This is a genomic window from Clostridium sardiniense, assembly GCF_016907995.1.
Lineage (GTDB): Bacteria > Bacillota > Clostridia > Clostridiales > Clostridiaceae > Clostridium > Clostridium sardiniense.
Genome location: NZ_JAFBDA010000016.1, coordinates 45,297 through 67,834, shown reverse-complemented (window position 1 = coordinate 67,834; position 22,538 = coordinate 45,297). Strand labels below are relative to the sequence as shown.

At 27.2% G+C, this 22,538-nt stretch carries 24 protein-coding genes; 23 read left to right on the top strand and 1 reads right to left on the bottom strand.

Annotated elements, in window-relative coordinates; all coding sequences use genetic code 11:
• Positions 1 to 341 precede the first annotated feature (341 nt).
• Positions 342 to 1,304 (bottom strand): helix-turn-helix domain-containing protein, encoded by a 963-nt coding sequence (locus JOC62_RS13140; protein ID WP_204595735.1) that lies wholly within the window; start codon positions 1,302 to 1,304, stop codon positions 342 to 344.
• Positions 1,305 to 1,636: 332 nt separating this feature from the next.
• On the opposite strand from JOC62_RS13140, the gene JOC62_RS13135 reads away from it, so the two are divergent.
• From JOC62_RS13135 to JOC62_RS13030, 23 genes are all read left to right on the top strand, one after another.
• Positions 1,637 to 2,032, top strand: a complete 396-nt coding sequence (locus JOC62_RS13135; protein ID WP_204595734.1) for a helix-turn-helix domain-containing protein — start codon at positions 1,637 to 1,639, stop codon at positions 2,030 to 2,032.
• Between the two features lie 4 nt (positions 2,033 to 2,036).
• The gene (locus JOC62_RS13130) at positions 2,037 to 2,390 is read left to right on the top strand and encodes a type II toxin-antitoxin system PemK/MazF family toxin (RefSeq protein ID WP_204595733.1); all 354 of its coding nucleotides are present in this window, start codon (positions 2,037 to 2,039) and stop codon (positions 2,388 to 2,390) included.
• Complete coding sequence (locus JOC62_RS13125; RefSeq protein ID WP_204595732.1) at positions 2,387 to 3,394, top strand: CAP domain-containing protein; 1,008 nt, start codon at positions 2,387 to 2,389, stop codon at positions 3,392 to 3,394. Before JOC62_RS13130 ends, JOC62_RS13125 begins: the two co-directional genes overlap by 4 nt.
• 184 nt (positions 3,395 to 3,578) lie before the next feature.
• Positions 3,579 to 3,764, top strand: coding sequence for a hypothetical protein (locus JOC62_RS13120; protein WP_204595731.1), 186 nt, complete (start codon positions 3,579 to 3,581; stop codon positions 3,762 to 3,764).
• Between the two features lie 40 nt (positions 3,765 to 3,804).
• Positions 3,805 to 4,149: a hypothetical protein gene (locus JOC62_RS13115; RefSeq protein ID WP_204595730.1), complete on the top strand. Its 345-nt coding sequence runs from the start codon at positions 3,805 to 3,807 to the stop codon at positions 4,147 to 4,149.
• 137 nt (positions 4,150 to 4,286) lie between these two features.
• Entirely contained in the window at positions 4,287 to 6,800 is a 2,514-nt protein-coding gene (locus tag JOC62_RS13110) for a SpaA isopeptide-forming pilin-related protein (protein ID WP_204595729.1), read from the top strand.
• Between the two features lie 4 nt (positions 6,801 to 6,804).
• The gene (locus tag JOC62_RS13105; RefSeq protein ID WP_204595728.1) at positions 6,805 to 8,646 is read left to right on the top strand and encodes an isopeptide-forming domain-containing fimbrial protein; all 1,842 of its coding nucleotides are present in this window, start codon (positions 6,805 to 6,807) and stop codon (positions 8,644 to 8,646) included.
• A 10-nt stretch (positions 8,647 to 8,656) separates the two neighbouring features.
• Positions 8,657 to 9,463 (top strand): class C sortase, encoded by an 807-nt coding sequence (locus JOC62_RS13100; protein ID WP_207758195.1) that lies wholly within the window; start codon positions 8,657 to 8,659, stop codon positions 9,461 to 9,463.
• Positions 9,464 to 9,654: 191 nt separating this feature from the next.
• Positions 9,655 to 9,879 (top strand): hypothetical protein, encoded by a 225-nt coding sequence (locus JOC62_RS13095; protein ID WP_204595727.1) that lies wholly within the window; start codon positions 9,655 to 9,657, stop codon positions 9,877 to 9,879.
• A 98-nt stretch (positions 9,880 to 9,977) separates the two neighbouring features.
• Positions 9,978 to 10,163: a helix-turn-helix domain-containing protein gene (locus tag JOC62_RS19480; RefSeq protein ID WP_204595744.1), complete on the top strand. Its 186-nt coding sequence runs from the start codon at positions 9,978 to 9,980 to the stop codon at positions 10,161 to 10,163.
• A 371-nt stretch (positions 10,164 to 10,534) separates the two neighbouring features.
• Complete coding sequence (locus tag JOC62_RS19375) at positions 10,535 to 10,657, top strand: hypothetical protein (RefSeq protein WP_279381520.1); 123 nt, start codon at positions 10,535 to 10,537, stop codon at positions 10,655 to 10,657.
• A 221-nt stretch (positions 10,658 to 10,878) separates the two neighbouring features.
• The gene (locus tag JOC62_RS13085; protein ID WP_204595726.1) at positions 10,879 to 11,424 is read left to right on the top strand and encodes a hypothetical protein; all 546 of its coding nucleotides are present in this window, start codon (positions 10,879 to 10,881) and stop codon (positions 11,422 to 11,424) included.
• Between the two features lie 79 nt (positions 11,425 to 11,503).
• Positions 11,504 to 12,043, top strand: a complete 540-nt coding sequence (locus JOC62_RS13080; RefSeq protein WP_204595725.1) for a hypothetical protein — start codon at positions 11,504 to 11,506, stop codon at positions 12,041 to 12,043.
• Between the two features lie 330 nt (positions 12,044 to 12,373).
• Complete coding sequence (locus JOC62_RS13075) at positions 12,374 to 12,550, top strand: hypothetical protein (protein ID WP_204595724.1); 177 nt, start codon at positions 12,374 to 12,376, stop codon at positions 12,548 to 12,550.
• Between the two features lie 29 nt (positions 12,551 to 12,579).
• Entirely contained in the window at positions 12,580 to 12,804 is a 225-nt protein-coding gene (locus JOC62_RS13070; protein ID WP_204595723.1) for a hypothetical protein, read from the top strand.
• A gap of 42 nt (positions 12,805 to 12,846) precedes the next feature.
• Positions 12,847 to 15,474: a VirD4-like conjugal transfer protein, CD1115 family gene (locus JOC62_RS13065; protein WP_207758194.1), complete on the top strand. Its 2,628-nt coding sequence runs from the start codon at positions 12,847 to 12,849 to the stop codon at positions 15,472 to 15,474.
• 2 nt (positions 15,475 to 15,476) lie between these two features.
• On the top strand, positions 15,477 to 17,621 hold the full coding sequence (locus tag JOC62_RS13060; RefSeq protein WP_204595722.1) for a pLS20_p028 family conjugation system transmembrane protein: 2,145 nt from the start codon (positions 15,477 to 15,479) through the stop codon (positions 17,619 to 17,621).
• Complete coding sequence (locus tag JOC62_RS13055; protein ID WP_204595721.1) at positions 17,621 to 17,908, top strand: DUF5592 family protein; 288 nt, start codon at positions 17,621 to 17,623, stop codon at positions 17,906 to 17,908. Before JOC62_RS13060 ends, JOC62_RS13055 begins: the two co-directional genes overlap by 1 nt.
• A 41-nt stretch (positions 17,909 to 17,949) precedes the next feature.
• Positions 17,950 to 18,555 carry a hypothetical protein gene (locus JOC62_RS13050; protein ID WP_204595720.1) on the top strand — a complete coding sequence of 202 codons (606 nt, stop codon included), beginning with the start codon at positions 17,950 to 17,952 and terminating at the stop codon, positions 18,553 to 18,555.
• Positions 18,556 to 18,574: 19 nt separating this feature from the next.
• Positions 18,575 to 20,473: a VirB4 family type IV secretion system protein gene (locus JOC62_RS13045; RefSeq protein ID WP_204595719.1), complete on the top strand. Its 1,899-nt coding sequence runs from the start codon at positions 18,575 to 18,577 to the stop codon at positions 20,471 to 20,473.
• A gap of 4 nt (positions 20,474 to 20,477) precedes the next feature.
• Positions 20,478 to 21,110: a hypothetical protein gene (locus tag JOC62_RS13040; RefSeq protein ID WP_204595718.1), complete on the top strand. Its 633-nt coding sequence runs from the start codon at positions 20,478 to 20,480 to the stop codon at positions 21,108 to 21,110.
• A gap of 13 nt (positions 21,111 to 21,123) precedes the next feature.
• Positions 21,124 to 22,314 carry a C40 family peptidase gene (locus JOC62_RS13035; RefSeq protein ID WP_204595717.1) on the top strand — a complete coding sequence of 397 codons (1,191 nt, stop codon included), beginning with the start codon at positions 21,124 to 21,126 and terminating at the stop codon, positions 22,312 to 22,314.
• Positions 22,315 to 22,368: 54 nt separating this feature from the next.
• On the top strand, positions 22,369 to 22,524 hold the full coding sequence (locus JOC62_RS13030; RefSeq protein WP_204595716.1) for a hypothetical protein: 156 nt from the start codon (positions 22,369 to 22,371) through the stop codon (positions 22,522 to 22,524).
• The last annotated feature ends 14 nt before the right edge of the window (positions 22,525 to 22,538 follow it).

The window sequence follows — 22,538 nt, the reverse complement described above, 5'->3', positions numbered from 1 at the left end:
CAATATATAAACAACAACAATATAGATAATTTATATAAAAGAAAATAATATCAAATATATGGAAATTAGCTGTTGTTTTATGGAATAATATCTAAATATAAACTTAGAAGTTAAATTTATAGTGCCTAAAATCGATTTTAAGGGATTTTTGTCTGATAATATCTATTTATACCAAAAACTATTTTGAAAGGCAAATAAGGGTGATTCTGAGCCAAATAGATATATTAAAAACAAAAAGGTGGACTAGCAAGATAAAATTGAAAAATTTTCAGATATTTTTATATAAATTTATTTGTAAAAATATTACATTGACTTGTTAAAGAAAAAGATTAACAAATACGTTAATCTCTTTTACTTTGTATCAAATAATTTTTTACTTTTCCTATGTACCTTCCTTGTACTAATATTTCTTCTTCGTTCAAATTATATCTTTGAGTATGATTTTGGGGATTAGAGCTATTAGGTTTTAATATAATTTCATTACCATGTCTATAATAATATTTAATGGTACTATGACTATCTTTTAATAAAGTCACTACTGCAATTTCTCCATTTTTTACACAATGAGTTCCTTGTATTAAAACTTCTTCTCCATTATCAACTATATTGTTCATACTATCTCCACTGACTTTTAATATATAAAAATCTTCTAAGTTGTTTTCTGTTAATGGTTTTTTTAATTCTAAAGTTCTTAATTCATCAATTACTGGTTCTTCACTGTATTTTGGACTTCCTGCTGAAATAGGTAAATCATATACTGGTATTTTAACAGATTTCTTTTTCTTAGTATAATCATCTATATTTTTTTCTTTTGATGTTTTTTCATCAGATAAATTTTTTAAATCTATTAATAATTCACTTGAAAATTCAGTATCGGTTTTAGTATTTTTTAAATCAGAATTTTCTTTAGAAATTGTGTCTAAAAATTTAATTAGTGAATTTATTTCATTAACTTTTTTAGGAATTTCTATTTGAAATTTTTCTAATTGTAATTTTTTGTTTTTTAGTTTTAAACTTAATTCATTTATAGAAAATATATTTATATTAAATTCTAATAAATCATTTATAGTATTTAATTTAGATAAATTTTCAGGATATTTTATAGATAATAGTTCATCTATAGAACAATTAAAATATTTTGATATATCTATAATAAAACCTAATGAAGGCTCTCTTTTTCCTAATTCATAAAATGATATAGTTTGTTTAGTTACATTCAATTTATTTGCTAATTCCTGTTGAGTTAAATTATTTGATTTACGTAAAAATTTTAGTTTTTCTCCAAAGTCATTTAAGTAATGCATATGTCCTCCTTTTTAAGTCAACAAAATAAACATCCAAAAGTCAATTTATTGTTGACTATAGTATTTTTTTTTGATATTCTTAATTTAACGTAGTTGGAAAATTTAATTAAATTTAGTTTTTTCAACCGATTTCATAAAATTTAAATTTTTGACTTTGTGAATTGATTGAGGGAAGGAAAATGACCCCTCAACCAGACTACATAGTCACAGTTCTGTAATTTTATACTTTATTTATGAATTTAGTTTGAATAAATATACATTTTAAAGAAATGACCCCTCATTCAAACTACATAGTCATAATTATATACTTTTTTTAGAATGGGGGAATGTTTTTGGATAAAGAAAAAATTAAAAAGTTCATTTTATCTTTATACGAAGCGGGATTTGTCCCGTCGGAGATTTCAGAAGAATTAGAGATAAGTGTACATACTGTAAAGAACTATATTAAGAGAAATATTAGGACTAGAGAAGATTTTGCTAAAATAAAAGCGTTACATGAAAAAAGAAAAAAACATAGATTTGAAATTGAAAAATTAAATAGACATATAAGAAGATGTGCTAAAAGAGAGATTGACAATAGATTAAAAAAATCAATGAACACAGAGCAGTTAGTAATTAATTGTAAAAGTGCTTATAGAACTACAAAGAATGGTGTATTACACTATAAATATGATGAAAATACTAGACCTTTAGATTTACCTAGAAGATATATTCCTATTGTGAGGTGATTTTGTGAGGTGTAAAAGGGGAGACGTTTTTTGGTGTAATATAGATAACTCGATAGGGTCGGAACAAGATGGGACAAGACCAGTAGTTATAATTCAAAATGACATAGGAAATAAATTCAGTCCAACAACTATAGTTGCACTTGGAACATCAAAATGTAAAAAGGTTAATTTACCAACACATTTTTTTATATCTAAAGAAAATGTAGAATTTATGGTAATGGCTGAACAAGTTAGAACTGTATCGAAACGTAGGCTAAGTAATAAAATTGGTGAATTAAAGAATCATGAACTAGAAAAGCTTAATAAAGCATTAAACATAAGTTTAGATTTAATTGGGAAGGAGAGGGTACATATATGAATAAAGAGAAGTTTTTAAATTGGATAAAGGCAAATAAAAAGGGTGTAGGAATTATTGGTGTAGCATTAGCAGTTATTATATTAATTGGTGGGGGATATAGTATATATAGATATACAAATAAACCTTTGCAAGTTGCAGAAAATAAGGAAAGTGACACTTTGTTAAAGCAGGAAGAAACTGCCGAAGGAACATCAGATAAGGCAGATGAGAATATAGATGGTAAAAAAGACAATGAAGAAAGTGGACAAGTAGATAGTCAAGAAAATAAATCGGAAGATAAGACTAATAATAATACAACTGAAAATTCACAAGAAAATAATAATGAGAAAACAGATGAAAAATCAAATAATGGTAATGGAGTAGCTAGTGCAGGCAATAGTAGTTCTTCAAAAGGAAATAATCAAGCAAGTTCAAACACTGGAGGGAATGGAAGTAATAAGCAAACTGGTAAACCAAGCGGGACTTCAAGTTCATCAAGTAATGGTGGTCAATCAAAACCAAATATATCTAGCTCAAGTAAGCCAAGTGGTAATGGGAATACATCAACTTCAAAACCAAGTAAACCTAATAAACCGAGTAAACCAAGTGGTAATGTAAATAAACCTAATACAAATAATAAACCATCGAAGCCAGTTGAAAAGCCATCAAAACCACAGAGAACATGGCAATATATGAGTTCATTATCACAACAAACATTTAATGCACTTAATAATTATAGAACAAGTCATGGTGTTAAAGCGTTGAAGCATTCAAGTTCTTGTGCAAGTGGTGCTAAATCACAAGCAGAAAGTAATGCAAAAAATAGAAATGCAGGTCATGGATATTATCAAATAAGTTATGTAGGTGGTGGTAGTTCAGCTAGTTCTTATATAAATGCATGGGCTAATTCGGCAGGGCATAAGAAAAATATGTTAGATAAAGATATGGTTGAAGGTGGAGTTGCAGTTTATAAAGATAGTGATGGTGTTTATTATGTGGTAGCACAATTTGGTGATGATTGGTAAGACAAGCCGTTTCTAAGAATTATTATTTATGAAATCTAAGTAGTAAAATCTTTCAAGGCGTAAATAAAAATTCTTTTAAAATATATTTTTTACAAAATGACTTAGAGTAAAATTTACTCTAAGTCATTTTATTTGCTTGAAATTAAATTATAGAAGTTGTTTGAATGGGAAGGGCAGATATAGTATGAAAAATGAGTTGACTAAAGAAATAGAAAAATCACTTCAAAAAGAGACTATTAATTTGTTTGGGTGTTTAGAAGTAACCATTGGTTGGAGTGGAAACAAAAGAGTAGATTTTATGACTATGGACAGTAAGGAGATTTTTAGATGTTTTGAGATAAAGATTAGTAAAGAGGATTTTTTTAAGTAAGCATGGACATAATTTTGTAGGACATTTCAATTACTATGTTATGCCGATAGAACTTCTTGAAGATGTGAAAGATAAAATTCCTAAATATATAGGAGTTTATATATGGAGTGGAAGTTACTTAGAATTAGTAAAAAAAGCTAAAAAGCAAGTAGTAGAAGATGTTGATATACTTAAAAACTCATTAATAAGAAGTTTGTATAGAGAAACTTCTAAGATAAAAAATAGTGAAAATATAGAGTTGATGAATAAGTTGAAAAATAGAGTAGTTAAATTAGAAAAAGAAAATGCAAAAGATAAGATAGAATATCAACTTTATAGGTGTGCTATTCGTGAAGAATTGGGAAGTATTAAGTTTAAAGAATTTAAAGAGAAATTTAACTTATAAGTAAAGAAAAAGAGCTTTGTAGATATACAAAGTTCTTTTTTGTAGAAGGAGAAATTAATATGTTTAAAAAAATAAGGAGTCCTCCATCAAGGAGGTTTTTAGTGTATAAAATGAAAAAATTTAAGGAGGGAATGAATGTGATTTTAAAAAAGATAAAAAATCATATAAGTCATTATGGTAAAAGAATAATAGCAACTGCATTGTTACTTATGTTAACAACGCCAATTGTAGCTAATGCAACAGAAATAGTTAAATCGACAAAGCAGACATTAAAGGTAAATCAAATATCTTCACCACTGGGGTATATTTGGGATACTAACGGAAATAAGTTTATGTTTCCAGCTAAAAAATTTAGTGATGGGTCTTTAGCTTATTGCTTAGAGCATAAAAAAGCTACACCAAATGGGGTTACGTATAACTCGGGTGGAAATCTTGATAATGGAATAGCTTATATTATTAAATCTCAACCTAATACGGGAGATTGGAAAAAAGATTATTATGTAAGGCAAGGAGCAATTCATTATTACCTTGGTCAATGTAATTGGATAAAGAATGCTATAGGTGATATAGGACTTAGAAATAAGATAATAAATTTATCAAATGAAGCAAAAAAGCATAGAAATGTAGATAGAGCAAGTGATTTAAGCATTACTGCAAGTCCTAGAATGAATGACTTTAAACTTTATAGTAATGGTTATTATGAGACTAATTGGATTAACGTATCTATAAAAGGTAATTTAACAAGCTACAGTATGGATATTAAAAATGCACCAAAAGGAACACAAATTGTAAATGGAGCAGGAAAAGTTGTAACTAGTTTAACTAAAAATGATAAAAAGTTTTATTTGAGAGTTCCAAAAGCTAATGCGACTAATACTGATATTAAAATAAGATTGAAAGGTGATTTTGTAGATAATAAGGCTATAGAATTTATACCAATTCAAACAGGATATCAGAAAGTTGCTAAGATTATTCCAGCTAAGGTTAATGAGTGGGATAAGGATTATATAACTGCAAGATTAAGACCAACTGGAGATTTTGAAGTTGTTAAGAAAAATGATGAAGGTAAGTTACTTAAAGGAGCAACTTTTAGTATCTATAATGTTGATGGTGTTACTAAGTACAGAACACAAATAACTGGAGATAATGGTAAGTTGAAATTTGAAAAGTTGAATGTTGGTGAATATATTCTTAGAGAAGATAAAGCACCAATTGGACACATTATAAAAACTAAAGATACTAAAATCAAAGTAAATGCAGGTAGTACAAATACTATTAATATAGTTAATAATATTATCAAGGGAAGATTAAAGATTATCAAAGTAGATGAAGAAAATGGAGATAAGCTACTTGAGGGTGCAGAGTTCGATATAAAGGACAAAACAACTGATAAGGTAGTGGATCATGTTATAACAGATAAAAATGGTGAAGCTATAACAAAGTTACTACCATATGGAGAATACTACGCACAAGAAACTAAAGCTCCTAATGGATATATTTTAAATGGCAAGAAATACTTTGCAACTATAACTGAAAATATGCAAACTGTAACAATAAATGCAGTTAATAGGTTAATTAAGGGTTCAATCTCAATTCATAAGATAGATAAGGAATCAAAAGAAGGTCTTGCAGGAGTTGAATTTAACGTATTAGATGATAAAAATAATATTTTAGAAACTATTGTTACTGATGAAAATGGAAATGCTAAAACAAAAGAATTACCAATTGGTAGTTATAGTTTTGTTGAGGTTAAAGGGTTAGATGGTTATGTAATAGACAATACACCTATTAAGGTTAATATAACCGAAAGTAAAGAGTATAGCTTTACTGTTGAAAATGAAAAGTTAGTTGGTTCAATGGAACTACTAAAGTTAGATGAAGATACAAAAAAACCAATGAAAGATGTTGAGTTTAAGGTAATCGGATTAGATGGATTTGATAAGGATAAGGAGTTCAATCTAAAGACAAATGAAGAAGGTAAGGTAATATTAAGTGGACTTCATAAAGGAAAATTTAGATTAACAGAAGTTAAAACATTAGATGGATATATCTTAAATACAGAGCCTATGGACTTTGAGATAGTTGAAAATGGACAAGTAGTAAAATTAGAAATGACAAATAAATTTAAAGAAAATCCTTTTAAAATTAAAGTGATTAAGGTAAATGAAAAAAATACCACTTTAGAAGGAGCAGAGTTTACTTTATATTCTGATAAAGATTGTAAAAATGAAATAGGTAAGGCTATTTCAAATAGCAACGGAGAGTTATCATTTGATAACTTAAAGGTTGGTGTTAAGTATTATCTAAAAGAAACTAAAGCTCCAGTAGGATATAGAATACCTGTGGATTCTAATGGTAAACCACATGTTTATGAGGTAGTAGTTAATAAAAATAACTGGGTTACTGGAGAATTTATTACCACTATAGATGGTAAAGAATACAATCAAAATTCAACAAGTGGTTATATTCACGTAGAAGGAAATATGAAAGATAGAGTAATAAGTATACAAGTAGTAAATTATACATCTATGAAACTGCCAGCTACTGGGTCTAAGGCTATGATACCTTTGATAGTAGTTGGAATTAGTTTAATAGGTGTATCTTTTTTATTAATAAAAAAAATAGATAAGAAGAAAACAGGGGGAATTTAAAATTATGACAAGACATAAGTATTTAAGAGGAATAGCAACGAGTTTTTTAGTAGCAGGAGTTATAGCAACAAATTTTTTACCAACAATAGCTCATGCTGATAATATAAAGAGACAAGTGACATTTGAGTTTACTACAAAAGCTACACCAAATGGTATAGCTGATTTTGGTAATGGAAAAGCTAGTATAACTATAAATGGTAACAATTCAAATCAAGTTTTACTAGGCAAGAAATTTAATGTTTATAAGTTATTTAATGCTCAAAACTCAACTGGTGGAGAATCTATTAATTACACAGTAAATCCAGAGTATTCACAAGCTTTAAAAAATGTTATAGGTGAAAGATTAAACAAAAATTCTAATGATGTTACAGAGTATGAAATAATAGATTATATTCAATCTCTAAATAATAATAAGGTTGAAGGAACTCAGACTAACCAAAACTTAGAGGGGAGATATAGTGACTTTAGGTACTTTGTAGAAGATTTAAGAAATGAAATTGTTAAGTTAGGAATTAAATCAGATGTTGTTGATGTTACAGAAGTTAGGAAAGATAATAGTATACAACTTACTGGACTAGAATTTGGTTACTATATAGTTGATGAAGTGTCAGCAGTTGCAGGAACTCATTCAGCTAGTTCTTTATGCATGGTAAACACGGCTAAGCCTAATGTTACTATGCAAGTTAAATCAGATTTTCCAACTGTAATTAAGAAAATAAAAGAAGATGATAATATAAACTCTGTTGGTAATAATGGGTGGAATGATATAGCCGATTATGAGATAGGTCAAACGGTGCCTTATAAGTTTGAGTCTAACGTACCTAATATGAATGGCTATAACACTTATTATTATGCATGGAGAGATAAGGTGGACGAAGCTCTAACATTCCATAAAGATTCTGTTTCTATTAATATTTCAGATGAAAGTGGAAAATCTTATACAGTTAAAAATAGTGAATTCAATGTTATAGAAAATCCAAGTAATGGAGAAACATTTAAAGTTGAAATTAAAGACCTAAAAGCTATTGTAGATAGAGAATTCAATCAAAAAAATAGCTTAAATGAAAATGTATATGGTCAAAAAGTTACTTTATCTTATAATGCTACTTTAAATGATAAGGCAGGTAATGATACTGGTAGACCAGGTTTTGAGAACGATGTTAAGTTAGAATTTTCAAATAATCCCGATGGTGATGGGAATGGTTCTATTGGGGAAACTCCTTGGGACACTGTAGTGTGTTTCACATATAAGGTTAATGGCTTAAAAGTTAATGATAATGATGTGAAGCTAGAAAATGCTAAGTTTAGATTATATTCTGATAAAGAGTGTAAAAATGAAGTTTACGTTAAAAAGGGTGCTAATGGATATATTGTAATAAATAGAGATAGTGCTACGAGTGGAGTTCCAGCAGGAGCAGTTGAAATGGTTTCTAATGCAGACGGAGTGTTTAATATTATTGGTTTAGACCAAGGAACGTATTACTTAAAAGAAACTCAAGCTCCAAATGGTTATAGACCTTTACTTGATCCAATAGAAATAAGTATTGTACCTACATTTACAAATGATAGAAACTCTTATATTAAGGGTGATGGTGCAACTGATAAAACTTTAGTTAAATTAGATGCCACTGCAAAAGTTAAAGGCTTTTGGGGTGGTATTTTTAGTGAAGATACTTTAAATTTAGATACTGATGTTAACAAAGGTTCTTTGAATGTAACAGTTGTAAATAGAGTTCTAAATAAACTACCTGCAACGGGTTCTAGTGCTACTTTATACTTAGTAGGTATAGGTTTAAGTTTAATGACTGGTTCAATGGTGTTGTTAAAGAAAAATAAGAAAAAATAAGGGATTAATTATGACTGAAAAAAAGCTATTAGTTAAGGGATTATTTATTATTGGGTTGTTAATTTGTTCTTATCCTATAATAAGTAACTTAATAGAAGGATATTATCAGAAGAATATTATTGAAACTTATAGTGAAAGTGTTTGTAATAAAGAAACAAATGATTTAGAAAATGAGTATAAAAAAGGAGTGGAGTACAATGGAGCATTGTACTCCGTTCAAACTCCTAATATTAATAAAAATGATAATGCAAATAGTATTTTAAATGAAGATAGCTATAACAATATATTAAATATGGGTAATGGAGTAATGGGAAGTATAGAAATACCTAAAATAAATGTAAATCTCCCTATATATCATGGTACTTCTGATGAAGTATTATCAGTTGGTGTTGGTCATGTATTTGGAAGTAGCTTACCGATAGGCGGAGCGAATACTAGAAGTGTTTTAACTGCTCATAGGGGATTACCTAGCGCTAAGTTATTTACTCGTTTAGATGAGTTAGATAAAGGAGATTTATTTTTTATAAGGGTTTTAGATAAAACTCTAGCTTATAAGGTTTCTGATATAAAGGTAATTCTTCCAGAAGATATAAATTCCATAAGAACTGAAAAAGGACTAGATTTAGTATCTCTAATAACTTGTACGCCTTATGGAATAAATACTCATAGGCTAGTTGTTACTGGAGAAAGGGTTTCCTTTGTACAATCTGAATATGAGGATATTAAACCAAGCTCGTTATCCTTTAGAGAAATGTTATTTTTTAGTATACCTTTAATTTTTATATTTTTAGTTGGAATTTCAAAGATAAAATATTGATTAAATAAAAATAATATATAAAAGTAACTACGTGTTTTTATAAATAGGAATTTTTGTTATTTGGATTTAAATAAAAAGATTTTAATTCATTTTGCATGGATTTAGGTTTTTCTTGATTTTGTATTTTTCGGATTTCAGAAAACATTTATAAGACCTCCAAATTAATTATTATTTTAGAAAGGAATTTTATTATGAGAAATAAAGAAGTTATACGTGTAAATGAACATAATAATACTTCATATAGAATATTAGTTGAAGTTATAGGAAATTGCAATTGTAAACATAGAAAGTTTGTCTATTATGATAAAAATTTTGAATATAAAAATGATATTAATATTTGCATAGGAAAGCAAGTTGTATGTAGTAAATGTAATACTAAAGTTGATAGAGTATTAAAAAAATCCAAAAGAAAATGAATATGAGTTATTAATAGGTGTAACTAGAGGTAAAAATATCTTGAATTAGATGAGAGATATTATTTTATAATTTAGACAGAAATATATTAGAATAAAATATAATAAGATTAAGAAAAGAACAGAGTATTAGTTTAAGAAAACTTTCAATTTTAGTTGGAGTTGGTTCATCGGTAATATTCAATATTGAAAATAATAATACTAAAAATCCAAGGATAGATACTGTATATAAAATAGCTGAGGTATTAAATGTTTCATTAGATGAACTGGCAGATGGAAAAAAATAACTGAGTAAAGGGTGATTACTCAGTTATTTTTTAATATTAATAAATCGAGAAATTTTATAGTTATTATAACAAAAAATTAATAGTATGAAAAGTAAAGCTTATTTAAATAGGCTTTATTTTTCATACTATTAATTTTAGAAGGGAAAACCCCTGGGATAAGTGGATTACAAACAAAAAAACTAGGCACTTAATAAAGTGTCTAGTTAAAAAATGTTTTTTTAGAGAATTATTATAGAAAATAAAATCATGTTAATTACATCATCATTTTAAAGATACAGTGATTTTCTATATAATAAATTATGTGAGGCGGTGAAAAAGTGGTAATAGCTATTATAGGAACTACGATAGTCTGCTTAAGGGCTGGACTGAAAATGCGTAGTAATAAGAAAAAGTATGTAGAAAAAAAGAAAATCGATTTATCAATGAAACTTGCTCTAAATAAAAGAAATGAATTTTTAAATGAGTTAAGAGAATCTAATAAAAAAGTAGCATAAAGAAAAAGAACTATGAGGTTTTACTTCATAGTTCTTTTTCTTTTGATTTCTATAATTAGTTAACGACGCTTATGAGTATTATAAATTGTTTTTTAGGTGGTGTAAATAGTGATTATTTTTGGAATTATTTTAATTTATATTGTTACATTTTCATTATTGAAGGTAGTGAGTATTTCAGATAAAAAAGTAGAAAATTTAGTTAGAAAAAAAGGTGATAGAGTATGAACTTAAAGTGTAAAAATGAAGTTAAAGGACAATATTTATTTATGGATATTGAAAAGCAAAGAAGGATTATAGATTACAGAGAATATGAGGATTTTATCAATAAAAAGGCTATTATTGATAAGGTATCAGATTTAGAAAAGGATTATCACATAATAAGTGGAGCTATTATATGTCAGAATGGATATACAAAAAGAAAAGTGATAGAAAAAATAAGATTTAATATTAATAAATCATTTGGAATGATTAAGGGAAGTAAGTGTATTTTAAGTGATATTGTAGATATTCATATAGGAGAAGATGAGTATAATAGTAAAATACCGTTTTCAGCTTTAATAAAAACAGAGCTATTACCAAAAGGTGAGAATGATTTATGTAAAACATTCTTTATCAGAGATAGAAGTCATGGTGTGAAAAATAATATATTAAATAGATGTTGTATATTTGCAGTGAAAGAAGAAAAAAAGATAAGCAAAGTATTAAAAGATGTATGGAAAGAATACATACCTAAAAATCTAATATTTATTTCTCGAGGAGTTTGGTAAATAAAAAAATGGGAAAAGAAGGAAAATGACAATTAATATAGAAATGTAATAATATGGGAAATTGAAAGGGGAATATCAAATGTATAAAATTGAAAAAAGGTTAGAAAAAATAGATAGACAAATAGAAATGTTATTACAACAAAAGAAAAAAATAGAAGAAGCTAAAAAAGAAAAGGAAAAGGTTAAGGTAGTTAATTTATCAGAAACTAAAAAGAAACAATTAATAAGACTAGGAAAGGTCTTAGATGAAGCTGGAATAAAAACTGTAAAAGAAGCTAGGAAACTTCTAAGTTATAGTGAAAATCTAGCAAGTACACTTAATAGTGATGATAAAATAAATGAAATAACAATAGAAGAAAGTAAAATTGATATAAAAAATGATGTATTAGAAAAGATTGAGGAAGTAATAGAAAATCAAAGAAAAGAACAACAACCTAAAAAGTTAAAGAAAGATAAAATTGACGATGTGAAAGTGTTTAAGACTAAAGATGAGAAAAAAGTAAATAGTGATGATAAGATAATTCCTAGACAAACTAGAAAGGATAAGTCTAAGGAAGTCAAAAAAAAAATCAATAATGCAAAAGGTAAAGAAAAAACTAGGAATAGGTTATTTGGGTAATGGGGTAACTACAACATAGATATAAAGAGGTTTATACCTCTTTTTTAGTTCTAAAAATTCTAATAATATTAGTGATGATAAGAAAAGTAATGGATTGATAAAAAATTTATATTAAAACTCATCTGTTAATAAAGAGATTAATAAATAAAAAGCGACTAGATTAGTCGCTTTTTAGATGCTTATAAATATTATATGTAAGTGTAATATATAAGCATTAGTTATTAGAGTATTATATCAAAAAAATAAAAAATTAGTAATTGGAAATTTAAGGACTTAATTAAAAAATTAAGTTCTTTTTTATACCCAAAATACTTGAAAGGGGGTGAGAATATGGCTCAAAAGAAAGTAAAAGAAGAAAAAAACAAACAAAAACTTGCTAAACAAATATTAGAAAATAAAGGAATTAATTTTGATGAGTGGCAAGAAAAACAGTATCAAAAAGTAATAGATGAAAATGTGGAATTATTAATAAATTCACTTGTAACATCAAAAGAATTAGGAGAATAAAAATTACAATTTTAGGAGGAACAGTTTATATGGAAAGTTTAATAGGAATTGGAAAGGCAATTTTAACGGCGGCACAATTAGGAGGCGGAATAGCATTTGTATATTGTTTAGTTAAAGCAGGATATAAGTGTTTTGGAGAAAAACAACATTTTAGTGAAGCTAAAGGGGATTTACTTAGAGGTGTATTTGGTCTTGTTTTAGTTTTAGGTGCATTTAAATTAAGTGAATGGATACAAACAATGGTTAAATTTTAATAAAGGGAGCTTTAATGCTCCTTTTCTTAGATAGGTGATTTAATGGATATAAAAAATGAAATTAAAAGAGATTTTAAAAATTTAGAAAAGAAATTTAGAAAATATAGTGAAAAGTACAAAGGGAAAATTGAAGAATTAAATGATAATGATAAAAGTATAAGGCAGTTAAAAATAGCTAAATTATTAGCAGATAATATTACATTAAAGTGGATTGGAATAGGTATATTTGTTATTACAACAATAATAGTTACTTTAATAAGTAATTTTTTGAGTTTGGGGTTATCAAGTGTTCTGAAAAATGAAAAACATTTCTTTTTAGAATATTTAATTCCGAGATTTATTAAATACTCTTGGTTATATCTAATATCTTATATAGTTGTTGGGATTTTATATATAAAAATTAGATTTACAATTAAAGCGAGTTTTGGAGAGTTAGAAAAAGGTCAAAAGGGAGATATGAGATTAGCAACATTAGAAGAAATAAAAGAGCAATATCCGAGTATTCCTGAAAAGGATAAGTTCTTTAAAGGAAAAGGTGGTATTCCAGTATCAAGAGTAGGAGATTTAATATATATAGATTCTAGTGATATTCACGCTATATTAATCGGTACATCACGAAGTGGTAAGGGTGAAGGGATTATTTTAGTTTATATAGATATACTTTCAAGGGCAGAAGAAAAAGCAAGTATTATCATAAATGATGTTAAAGGTGAACTTTGTGGTTTAAGTAAGAAACTTTTAGAAGAAAGAGGATATGAGGTAAAAGTTATTAATTTAATGGAAATGGATAATTCAGATGGATATAATCCACTTGAAATAATTAAGGAAGCTTATAAGGAAGGAGATTTTGGAGAAGCTCAATTAAGATGTAGGACGTTTGTACATTCAATTTATTATAATTCTAAATCTACTGATCCGATTTGGGATAACGCAAGTATGGACGTTGCTAGTGCTTTAATATTAGCTTTATGTGAGAAATGTATAAAAACTGATGAAGAAAAGAAAAGTTTTTCAGAGGAAGAATTGAAATATTGGGAGGGTGAAGAAAGTAAAGTTAACTTATATTCTTTAGCTTGTATGTTATCAGAACTTGGAAGTGATGAAACTGTAGTAGGAACTGCATTAGACTTGTATTTTGATAGTTTATCTAAAAAATCAATAGCAAAGTTGCAATATAATACAGTTAAATTTACTAGTGGAAGAACAAGAGCAAGTGTAATGTTTACTGCAGTTCAAAAACTTCAAGTTTATACTTACGAAAAGGTTGCAAAGTTTACTGCCGAAAATGATATAGATTTAGAGGAAATAGGCTTTTATAAAAGAGCAACTAAAAAGGTAAAGGTAACAATTTTAGATGAAGAATACAAAGGTGATAATGACGAGTATTTTAAATCAATTTTAAGTAAAAAATCAGATATAAATAATTTTGAAAAAACTGAAAACAAAGTTGAATTACACAATATTAAAGATGAAATTATTATTTATAAAAATCAAATATTAACTGATGAAATGTTACTTGAGAATGTATTAGCAAGTGATTTGAAAAATAATAATATCAGTGAAAAGGTTGAGGTTAATTCAATGAGAGTTTATTGGGGGGATTCTGGAACTTATGAGGTGATTTATGAGGTTGCAGATGATAAGAATAGTAATCCTACTGCTGTATTTTTAACTATTCCAGATAGTGATAAATCAAATCATATTTTAGGAACTGTTTTTATAAGTCAACTTTACAGAGTTTTATCAAAAAGATTAGAGCAAAAGGAAAATGGTAGATGTGATAGAGATGTTAAGTTTTTATTAGATGAATTAGGTTCAATGGTTCCAATTGAAGATTTCGCTAGTAAATTATCTGTTTGCTTAGGTAAGGGAATATCATTCCTTATGGTTATACAATCATATCAACAGTTAAAAGACTCTTATGGAGAGAGTTATCAAACTATATTAGATGTTTGTGGTATTACAATATATCTAAAAACTACAAATAGTAAGACGGCGAATGAGGTATCAGAGCAAATTGGTGATAAGACAATGATTATAAATTCACGTAATGGAAAAGTGTTAGAACTCAATAAGCAAATAACTGAAAGCTTAGATAAGGAAAGAGTAATAAAATATGATGATTTAATGGCTTTAGAAATTGGAGAAAATATTGTAATTAGACAAATGCACCGTAAAGACTTAAATGGAAAGCCAATTAAAGCATATCCAATATATAATACTGAAAAAACTAAAATGAAATTTAGATATGAATATTTACAAGATACTTTCAAGGGAAAACCTTCAATGCGATATGTACTTGTAAAAAACACTCATAAGGATGTAGATTTAGAGAATGTAAAAGCAGATTTTACAGATGAAATAGCAGATTTAATGGCAGTAAAGATGGACGAGCTTTTAGAAAAGCGAGTATTAGAAGAAATGAGATACAATATAGCAAGACAAAAAGTAGAAAAAATGCAAAAAGAAAAAAATGAGTTAAAAGAAGAAATCACAGATGATATACGTAGCGAAATATATATAAAGTATAACACTATGTTTAAGGAAGAAGAGTTAAACGAGTTAACATCTAAATCAACGTTAAAAGAAATTAAAGATTATTTAGAGGATATAAATAGCCTTGAAGAATATGAAAATATTAAAAAAATAGTTAAGAAGGGAAGTGATTAAATTTGTTTGGTGATGATAATGTTAAAAGTATACTTAATGCATACGATAACTTTTTTACTAAGTCAGATTTCTTTATAAACTGTCTTAGATGGTTAGGGTGGCTTATAATTAGAGGACTTACTTATTTAGTTGAAGGTTTAGAAAATATAGTTAATTCTGTTACATCGGTAACAGAATTTTTTAATTCAGCAGGAGTTAAAGAGATTATTGACAAGTTTAAACCAGTATTAGGACTACTTTTAGTATTTTCTATAATTTTTATTGGGTATCAGATAATGCTTAATAAAAAGTATGATAGAAGTAGAATACCTATGAATGTAATATTGGCTTTATGTGTAGTTGTTGTTTTACCAATAGCTATGACTAAACTTAATAAGATAACAAAACTCGGAATGGACGAAGTAAAGGGAAATATAAGTATGTCAAAACAGATTGTTTCAAACAATGTAACTGACTTATATTTACTTGATAAAAGTGGTTTTCCAATTGAAGATAATAAGCCTAAGGATATGAAGGTTAAAAATAATTTAGGAAACGATATATTAAAAATAACGCCAAATGAAGAAATCGATAGGGGAAAGGTCAAAAATACAAAAGTATTTGAAAATGAAATATTTAGAGATATGAATGGAGGGGAGGAACTTAGTAGAATAAATGGATTATTTAAATGGGACGATGAGTATTACAGATTTAATATAAATTTCTTTACTATAATTTGTACCCTTTTAATAACTGCGGGGGTATTAATTTTTACGGCAGTAAAGATAGTTAAGCTTTCAATAGAACTTGCATTTAACAAGATAATGACTACATTTATTGCAGTAGGTGATTTAAGTGGTGGACAAAAACTTAGACAATCTATAAATATGATAATTTCAATATTTGTAGCAATATTTTCAACTACATTAATGTTAAAGATATATATACTAGCAACTGCTTATTTTACAGATCGATTAAGTCCAATAGGAAGTATTATAGCAATGTTAGCTTCTGCAATATTTGTTATAGATGGTCCGAATTATATTGAGAAAATATTCGGTATAGATGCAGGATTAAGTAGTGTTTGGAGAGCAGTAACAGGAATTAATAGTGCTTTAGACATTATGAATAAAATGGGTACAGTAGCAGGCGGAGCAGTAGATAAAATGAAAGATTTAGGAGCTGGTGTACTTGGTGGACTAGCTTTTGGAAAAGGAATGGCAGAAGGCGTTAGAGATTCCTTAGAAGATGAAATGGATAAAGAAAATTCAAGTAAAGAAAATGATGATAATAAGAATGAACCATTAGATAATCAAATGAAAAAAGAAGGAGATACCAATAATGAGGATATTGAAAGTAATGATGGTGATACAAGTCTAGATAATGATATTGATAATCCTAACAGTGAAGAAGATTTAAGCGATGATAATACAACTTTAGATGAAGATATAGAAAATGAAAAATCTGAATATGGAAATGAAAATTTAAATAAAAATGGTGATGAGGATATAGAAAATAATCAATCAACATTAGAAGATGATATAAACGGACAAAATTCAAATGAAAATATTGAAGATAATAATATTGATGGTAATAAAGAGCTTAGTGACAATGAAAATAATATAGACGAAAGTAGTAATCAGTCGTTAGAAGATGATATGAGTTCAAATATTAATAGTTCATTTGAAGATGATTCTTTGGGAGCATTTGATGATATAAGTGGAGATTCAGATTATGGTGTTGATGATATTTCAAATAACGACCTTGTAAGTGGTGGAGATGATATCGGTGAAAATATAGGTAATGAGATACCGAATACCGATGAATTAGGAACTAAAAATATTGAAGATACTCCATTGGAAAATATGCAAGCAAAAAATATTCAAGATGAAACAATAAATAGCAGTATACCTAATGATAGCTCTAAAGAAAGTATAGATAGTAATAATGAAATAAAATCTAATTGTAGTAATAATCCGAATATAGGATATGAAAATCCTATTGAAGATAGAAATATATTTGAAATAGCTAAAGATAACTTAAAAGGAAGAGCTAAAGGTGGCTTAAATGATTTTGGTATGAAACTAGATAGAAACTATACAATAGGAAAAAATACAGGACGAGATATTAAGAAATTTATAAATAAAAAGGATAGGAGAGATAAGTAATGAAATTTATAATACCGAGAGAGTTTTCAACAGAAATCTCGATAAATAGAAAGTTATTTGTTTTAGACTTTATAATTTTACTAATAGCAGGATTAATAACTTTTTCTTTAGATTTTTTAGTAGTGCCAGCATTACAACCTTTTTATTATGGATTTTCTGCTATAGTGTGGCTTTTTTTAGTATTAAAATCAAGTACCAATAAAGGAAAGAGAAATTATGAAGCTGTTTATTTAGCTATAATGAGAAATCCATGTACTTATCATAGAATAGATGAAAATGAAAAGTAGCTCACTAATTAGTGAGTTACTTTTTATATTAGGAGGAATTTATGTTAAAAAAATTAAAAGATAAAAAAGAAGCTAAAAAGCAAAGAAAACAAGAAAAAAAGTTAAAGAAATTAGAACTTAAAAAGGAAAAAGAAGAACTTAAAAAAGTTTTTCATAAAACAAAGGAGTTATTGCCATTATTAGCTATTACTGAAAATGAGAATTTTGAATGTAAGGAAGAATTCTTAGATATATTTCAAATAGAAAGTATGGATATAAACTCAATGAATGAGTATGATATTAGACTTTATATACTGTCATTAACTAATATGTTAAAAATGTATTTAGATGATATAAAGATTATATCTATGAACTTTCCAGCTAACACACAAAAACAACAAGATTATATAAATAAAAAAATTAAAAATTGTAATAATGAAGTTCATTTAAAATTTTTATATCAAAGAAAAAAACAATTAGAAGCAATAGAAAGAATAAGAAGTAATAGAGAGTACTATATTATGATTTATGGTGATACAGAGGATAACTTAGAAAAAAATAAAACAACATTTTTTAATTCTTGTGCTTCAATAAAAATAAATGAAATAAGTACAGAAAAGAAAATAAAAATATTGAAAAAGTTAAATAATATGAATTCAAAAATATAGAAAAGTTAGAGGTGATTAGATGAAGGATAATTTAGTAGACCATAAAATAAATCCTTTTTTTGTTACAGAAATCCAACCTTGTGGGGGAATAAAAGCTGATGAAAACAAGCTTATAAAAGGTGATGGATATGAAACTTGTATAAACGTATATAGAACACCTACAGAAGTAGATGAATTTTGGCTAAAGAAAATAATGAACTTAGAAAATGCAATAGTAGTTCTTGATATTGCAACAGAAAATAAGAAAAAAGCTAAAGACAAAATTAAAACTGCTATGAAGGAACAAGCTTCAAGATTTAGAAGTTCTAATGACTATGAAGAACAAGCTTTAGCAAAAAAAGAATTTCAAAATATGAAAATGCTACAAGATTTAGTATTAGAAAGTGGAGAAATTATAAAATTATTTAAAGTAAGAATATATTTAGCAGATAAAGAAAAGAGTAAATTGGAAGAAAGAATAAAATCTATAATAGAAGAATTAGAAGGCAGAAATTATGCAGGAGCTATAAATTTAAATGAGTTAGAAATGGATTATCAAGGTCTATTTAGTAGTTATAAAATTCAACAGAATTTTTCAAATAAAAGAAAATGGCAGGGAGCACCAAGCCTAAGTTTAGGTGCTAGCTTACCATTCCATTATACTTACTTAGACGATCCCTATGGTCTTTTTATAGGAACATCATCAACTGGTGGAAGTATTATCTTTGATTTATTTCACAAAGATGATGATAGGTTATCATATAATGGGGTTCTTATAGGAAAACAAGGCTCTGGAAAATCATCAGCGTTAAAAAAGATATTATTAAACAATAATATTTTAGGTAATTCTATAAGAATACTTGATGTAACTGGTGAGTTTGAAGAACTTGTAAAAGAACTAGGAGGAAAGGAAATAGCCTTAGATGGAACTGGTATGATAATAAATCCACTACAAATTTATCCAACAGTAATGGACGAAAAAACAAATGAAGTTTTAGAAGATAAATGTTATTCATGCCATATTTCTAAACTTTCAATGATTTATAGGGTACTTTCTCCATCTGCAAGCGATGATGAAATTAGAGAATATGGATTACTTTTAAATAAATTTTATAGAGCGTTTGGAATAGATAGAAAACAAGCTACTAGATATAAAGCAAAAGAATATCCTATTTTTTCGGACTTTTTACAGTTTGTAAAAGGAGAACTTTATAAAGATGTAGAAAAAGAAGTTGTAAGGAATAATTTATTAAAAACTAGAGAAGAAAGACTTGATAAAATTCTTTTAACAATAGAAGATTTAGTATTAAATTATGGAGATTTGTTTGATGGTTATTCAAGCATAGAAGATGTTACAAAAGAAGATTTAATATCCTATAATTTTAAAAATATATCGCAGTATGATGATAAAATATTTTTATGTCAAATATTCTCTGTTTTAACTTCAATTTGGGGACAATCTTTAGTACAAGGAAGGAGAGAAAAAGAGCAATTTGATAATGGTGAGAAAAGTATAGAAGATGTTAAAAAGTTTTTAATTATACTAGATGAAGCTCATATATGTATAAATGCAAGACAAATAGAAACTGTAAGATATATAAACAGAATTCAAAGAGAAAATAGAAAATATTTCGGTGGTCTTTTAATAGCAAATCATAGTATTAATGATTATGTTCCAGAGAGTATAAGTAGCGAAGCTTTATCAGAATTAAAAAAGATTTTCTCAATGTCACAATATAAATTCTTAATGAAACAAGGGATTGAGGAAGAAGCAAATCTTAAAAAGATATTTGGAGCTTCAATAAGTGATAAGCAAGTATCAGAAGTATCTAAATTTAAAAAAGGTGACGCAATTATGTTTATAGATGGTATGCCTAATATAAGAATGAAGTTTGAGCTTACAAAAGAAGAAAAGAAATTATTCAAAGGAGGAGCTTAAATATATGAAAAAGAAATTATTAATAGGTTGTATTGGAATATTAGCAATTGGTATTGTGATAGCAGTAGGAATACATCAAAAAAATAAAAAAGAAGCAACAGAAAAATATTTAAAGGAAGAAGCTAGTAAATTAGATGTAACAGAAAAACAAAAAGAAACTATGAAATCTTTAAATGTAGATATAAATAAAAGAGCTGATAAGTATGACCAAAGTAAAGATAATTATTTTAATTTTACTAGGGAAGAAGTAGTTAAAACAAGAGGTATTGGAATACAGTTTTTAGAATATGTTAGACCTTATGTATATGATAAAGGTATAGATAATGAAACTGCAATTAATATAAAAAAATTAACTACAAAGGGGTTAGGTGATGAATTATCAGACCAACTGAAACATTTAAGACCAGCACCATGTATTGGGTTTAGGAAGATGGAAATTGAAGAACTTCAACCAGTACAATATAAAAAAATGGAAGATGGAACAGTAGCTTGGGATTATGATATTTGGGAAAAAGCTATAAATAACAATGACTTAATTGGCAAACGACAACATTCAGAAATAACTTTATTATTTGTAAAAGATAAAGATACTTGGAAAATTGGAGAGTATTCAGTTCATAAATATGAGAGTAAATAGGTTGTGATAGTATATGAGTAACAACAAAAATTTAATAAAGAAATTAATGAAAAGAAAGTTAAATAGGAAGATAAGAAGAACTCTTTTAGCAACTCTTTTCAGTTCATTTGGATTAGCAATGACCATGATAGGTATCATGGTTGTTGCTTTTTTTGGTGCATTAAGTTATGAAATGCCTAATGAGAATTCTAATGGAGCATTAGTTGGTGTACCTTCTGAATACGTAGAATTTTTCAATGAAGGGTCTAAAATATTTAATATACCAAACTGGGTTTTTGCAGCCGTAGCGAAGCAAGAAAGTAATTTTAATCCTAATTGTGTATCATCAGATGGGGCTTATGGAGTAATGCAATTTCAAAAGCAAGATATAGGAGCAGGCGGTGATTTATGGGCAGGAGCTATGAGAGAAGGGTTAGAAAAGGTATATAAAGAGAATGGATATAGTTTTAATAGCTATGAGGATATGTGGGACATTTTCTTAAAAGATACTAAGGCACAAGTTATCGGAGGTGGATTTGAGCTTAGAAGATATGCTAATTATGTTTTATATAAAAACAATATAGTACCTAAATTAAATTATAATAGTAATGAAAATATGAGCCTTATAGAGTGGAATGCAAACGAAAATGATAATAACTTTAGAGATACATTAAGGCGTATATTTGCTTGTTATAATGGTGGTCCAAGCTATGGAATGAATGTTAATTTAGATACTGCACAACATAATTACCCTAATAAGGTTTTTCAATATGCAATGGAATTTAGGAATAATGGATTTGGTGAAGGTGATATTGTAATTGGAAGTAAAGATGTAGAAACAGTAATAAGTGCAGGTCAAAAATGGGTTGGTAAATCACCTTACGTTTGGGGTGGCGGACGAACCGAAGCAGATGTAATAGCAGGTAGATTTGATTGTAGTAGCTTTATTCATTATTGCTTTGCAAGTGCTGGAGTACAACTTGGAGATAGAGCAACTTGTGTTACTTTTAGTTTAGTTAATATGGGTAAAAAGATAAATCCAATGAATATGAAACGTGGTGATGTTATCTTTTTTGATACTTATACAATTGACGGACACGTAGGTATTTGGCTTGGAAATAATAAATTTATGCATGATAGTTCAAGTCAAGGGGTAACAATAACTGAATTTAATAGTTATTGGAGAAGTAAGTTTAATGGAAAAGTTAGGAGATATATTGAGTAGATTTTTTTAGAAAAAAATTATATTATTAAATAAAATAAAGGGAGGTTTTTGAGTATGAATGAGGTTATTTATGAAAAAATTGAAGAACTTTTAAATAAATATGGAGAGTTAGAACCCCCAGTAAAAGTAATAAAAAGGTTAGTTGATACCTTTGTATTATCAGAAGATGAAGCATTAAAAGTATATAAAGAATGGAGAAAAAATTTATGAATAAAGCCTAATAT

Excerpts from the sequence above, each read along its gene's own strand:
- JOC62_RS13140 (WP_204595735.1), bottom strand. The coding sequence starts at position 1,304 with ATGCATTACTTAAATGACTTTGGAGAAAAACTAAAATTTTTACGTAAA.
- JOC62_RS13125 (WP_204595732.1), top strand. The coding sequence starts at position 2,387 with ATGAATAAAGAGAAGTTTTTAAATTGGATAAAGGCAAATAAAAAGGGT.
- JOC62_RS13120 (WP_204595731.1), top strand. The coding sequence starts at position 3,579 with ATGAAAAATGAGTTGACTAAAGAAATAGAAAAATCACTTCAAAAAGAG.
- JOC62_RS13115 (WP_204595730.1), top strand. The coding sequence starts at position 3,805 with ATGCCGATAGAACTTCTTGAAGATGTGAAAGATAAAATTCCTAAATAT.
- JOC62_RS13105 (WP_204595728.1), top strand. The coding sequence starts at position 6,805 with ATGACAAGACATAAGTATTTAAGAGGAATAGCAACGAGTTTTTTAGTA.
- JOC62_RS13100 (WP_207758195.1), top strand. The coding sequence starts at position 8,657 with ATGACTGAAAAAAAGCTATTAGTTAAGGGATTATTTATTATTGGGTTG.
- JOC62_RS13095 (WP_204595727.1), top strand. The coding sequence starts at position 9,655 with ATGAGAAATAAAGAAGTTATACGTGTAAATGAACATAATAATACTTCA.
- JOC62_RS19375 (WP_279381520.1), top strand. The coding sequence starts at position 10,535 with ATGCGTAGTAATAAGAAAAAGTATGTAGAAAAAAAGAAAATCGATTTA.
- JOC62_RS13085 (WP_204595726.1), top strand. The coding sequence starts at position 10,879 with ATGAACTTAAAGTGTAAAAATGAAGTTAAAGGACAATATTTATTTATG.
- JOC62_RS13080 (WP_204595725.1), top strand. The coding sequence starts at position 11,504 with ATGTATAAAATTGAAAAAAGGTTAGAAAAAATAGATAGACAAATAGAA.
- JOC62_RS13075 (WP_204595724.1), top strand. The coding sequence starts at position 12,374 with ATGGCTCAAAAGAAAGTAAAAGAAGAAAAAAACAAACAAAAACTTGCT.
- JOC62_RS13070 (WP_204595723.1), top strand. The coding sequence starts at position 12,580 with ATGGAAAGTTTAATAGGAATTGGAAAGGCAATTTTAACGGCGGCACAA.
- JOC62_RS13065 (WP_207758194.1), top strand. The coding sequence starts at position 12,847 with ATGGATATAAAAAATGAAATTAAAAGAGATTTTAAAAATTTAGAAAAG.
- JOC62_RS13055 (WP_204595721.1), top strand. The coding sequence starts at position 17,621 with ATGAAATTTATAATACCGAGAGAGTTTTCAACAGAAATCTCGATAAAT.
- JOC62_RS13050 (WP_204595720.1), top strand. The coding sequence starts at position 17,950 with ATGTTAAAAAAATTAAAAGATAAAAAAGAAGCTAAAAAGCAAAGAAAA.
- JOC62_RS13045 (WP_204595719.1), top strand. The coding sequence starts at position 18,575 with ATGAAGGATAATTTAGTAGACCATAAAATAAATCCTTTTTTTGTTACA.
- JOC62_RS13040 (WP_204595718.1), top strand. The coding sequence starts at position 20,478 with ATGAAAAAGAAATTATTAATAGGTTGTATTGGAATATTAGCAATTGGT.
- JOC62_RS13035 (WP_204595717.1), top strand. The coding sequence starts at position 21,124 with ATGAGTAACAACAAAAATTTAATAAAGAAATTAATGAAAAGAAAGTTA.
- JOC62_RS13030 (WP_204595716.1), top strand. The coding sequence starts at position 22,369 with ATGAATGAGGTTATTTATGAAAAAATTGAAGAACTTTTAAATAAATAT.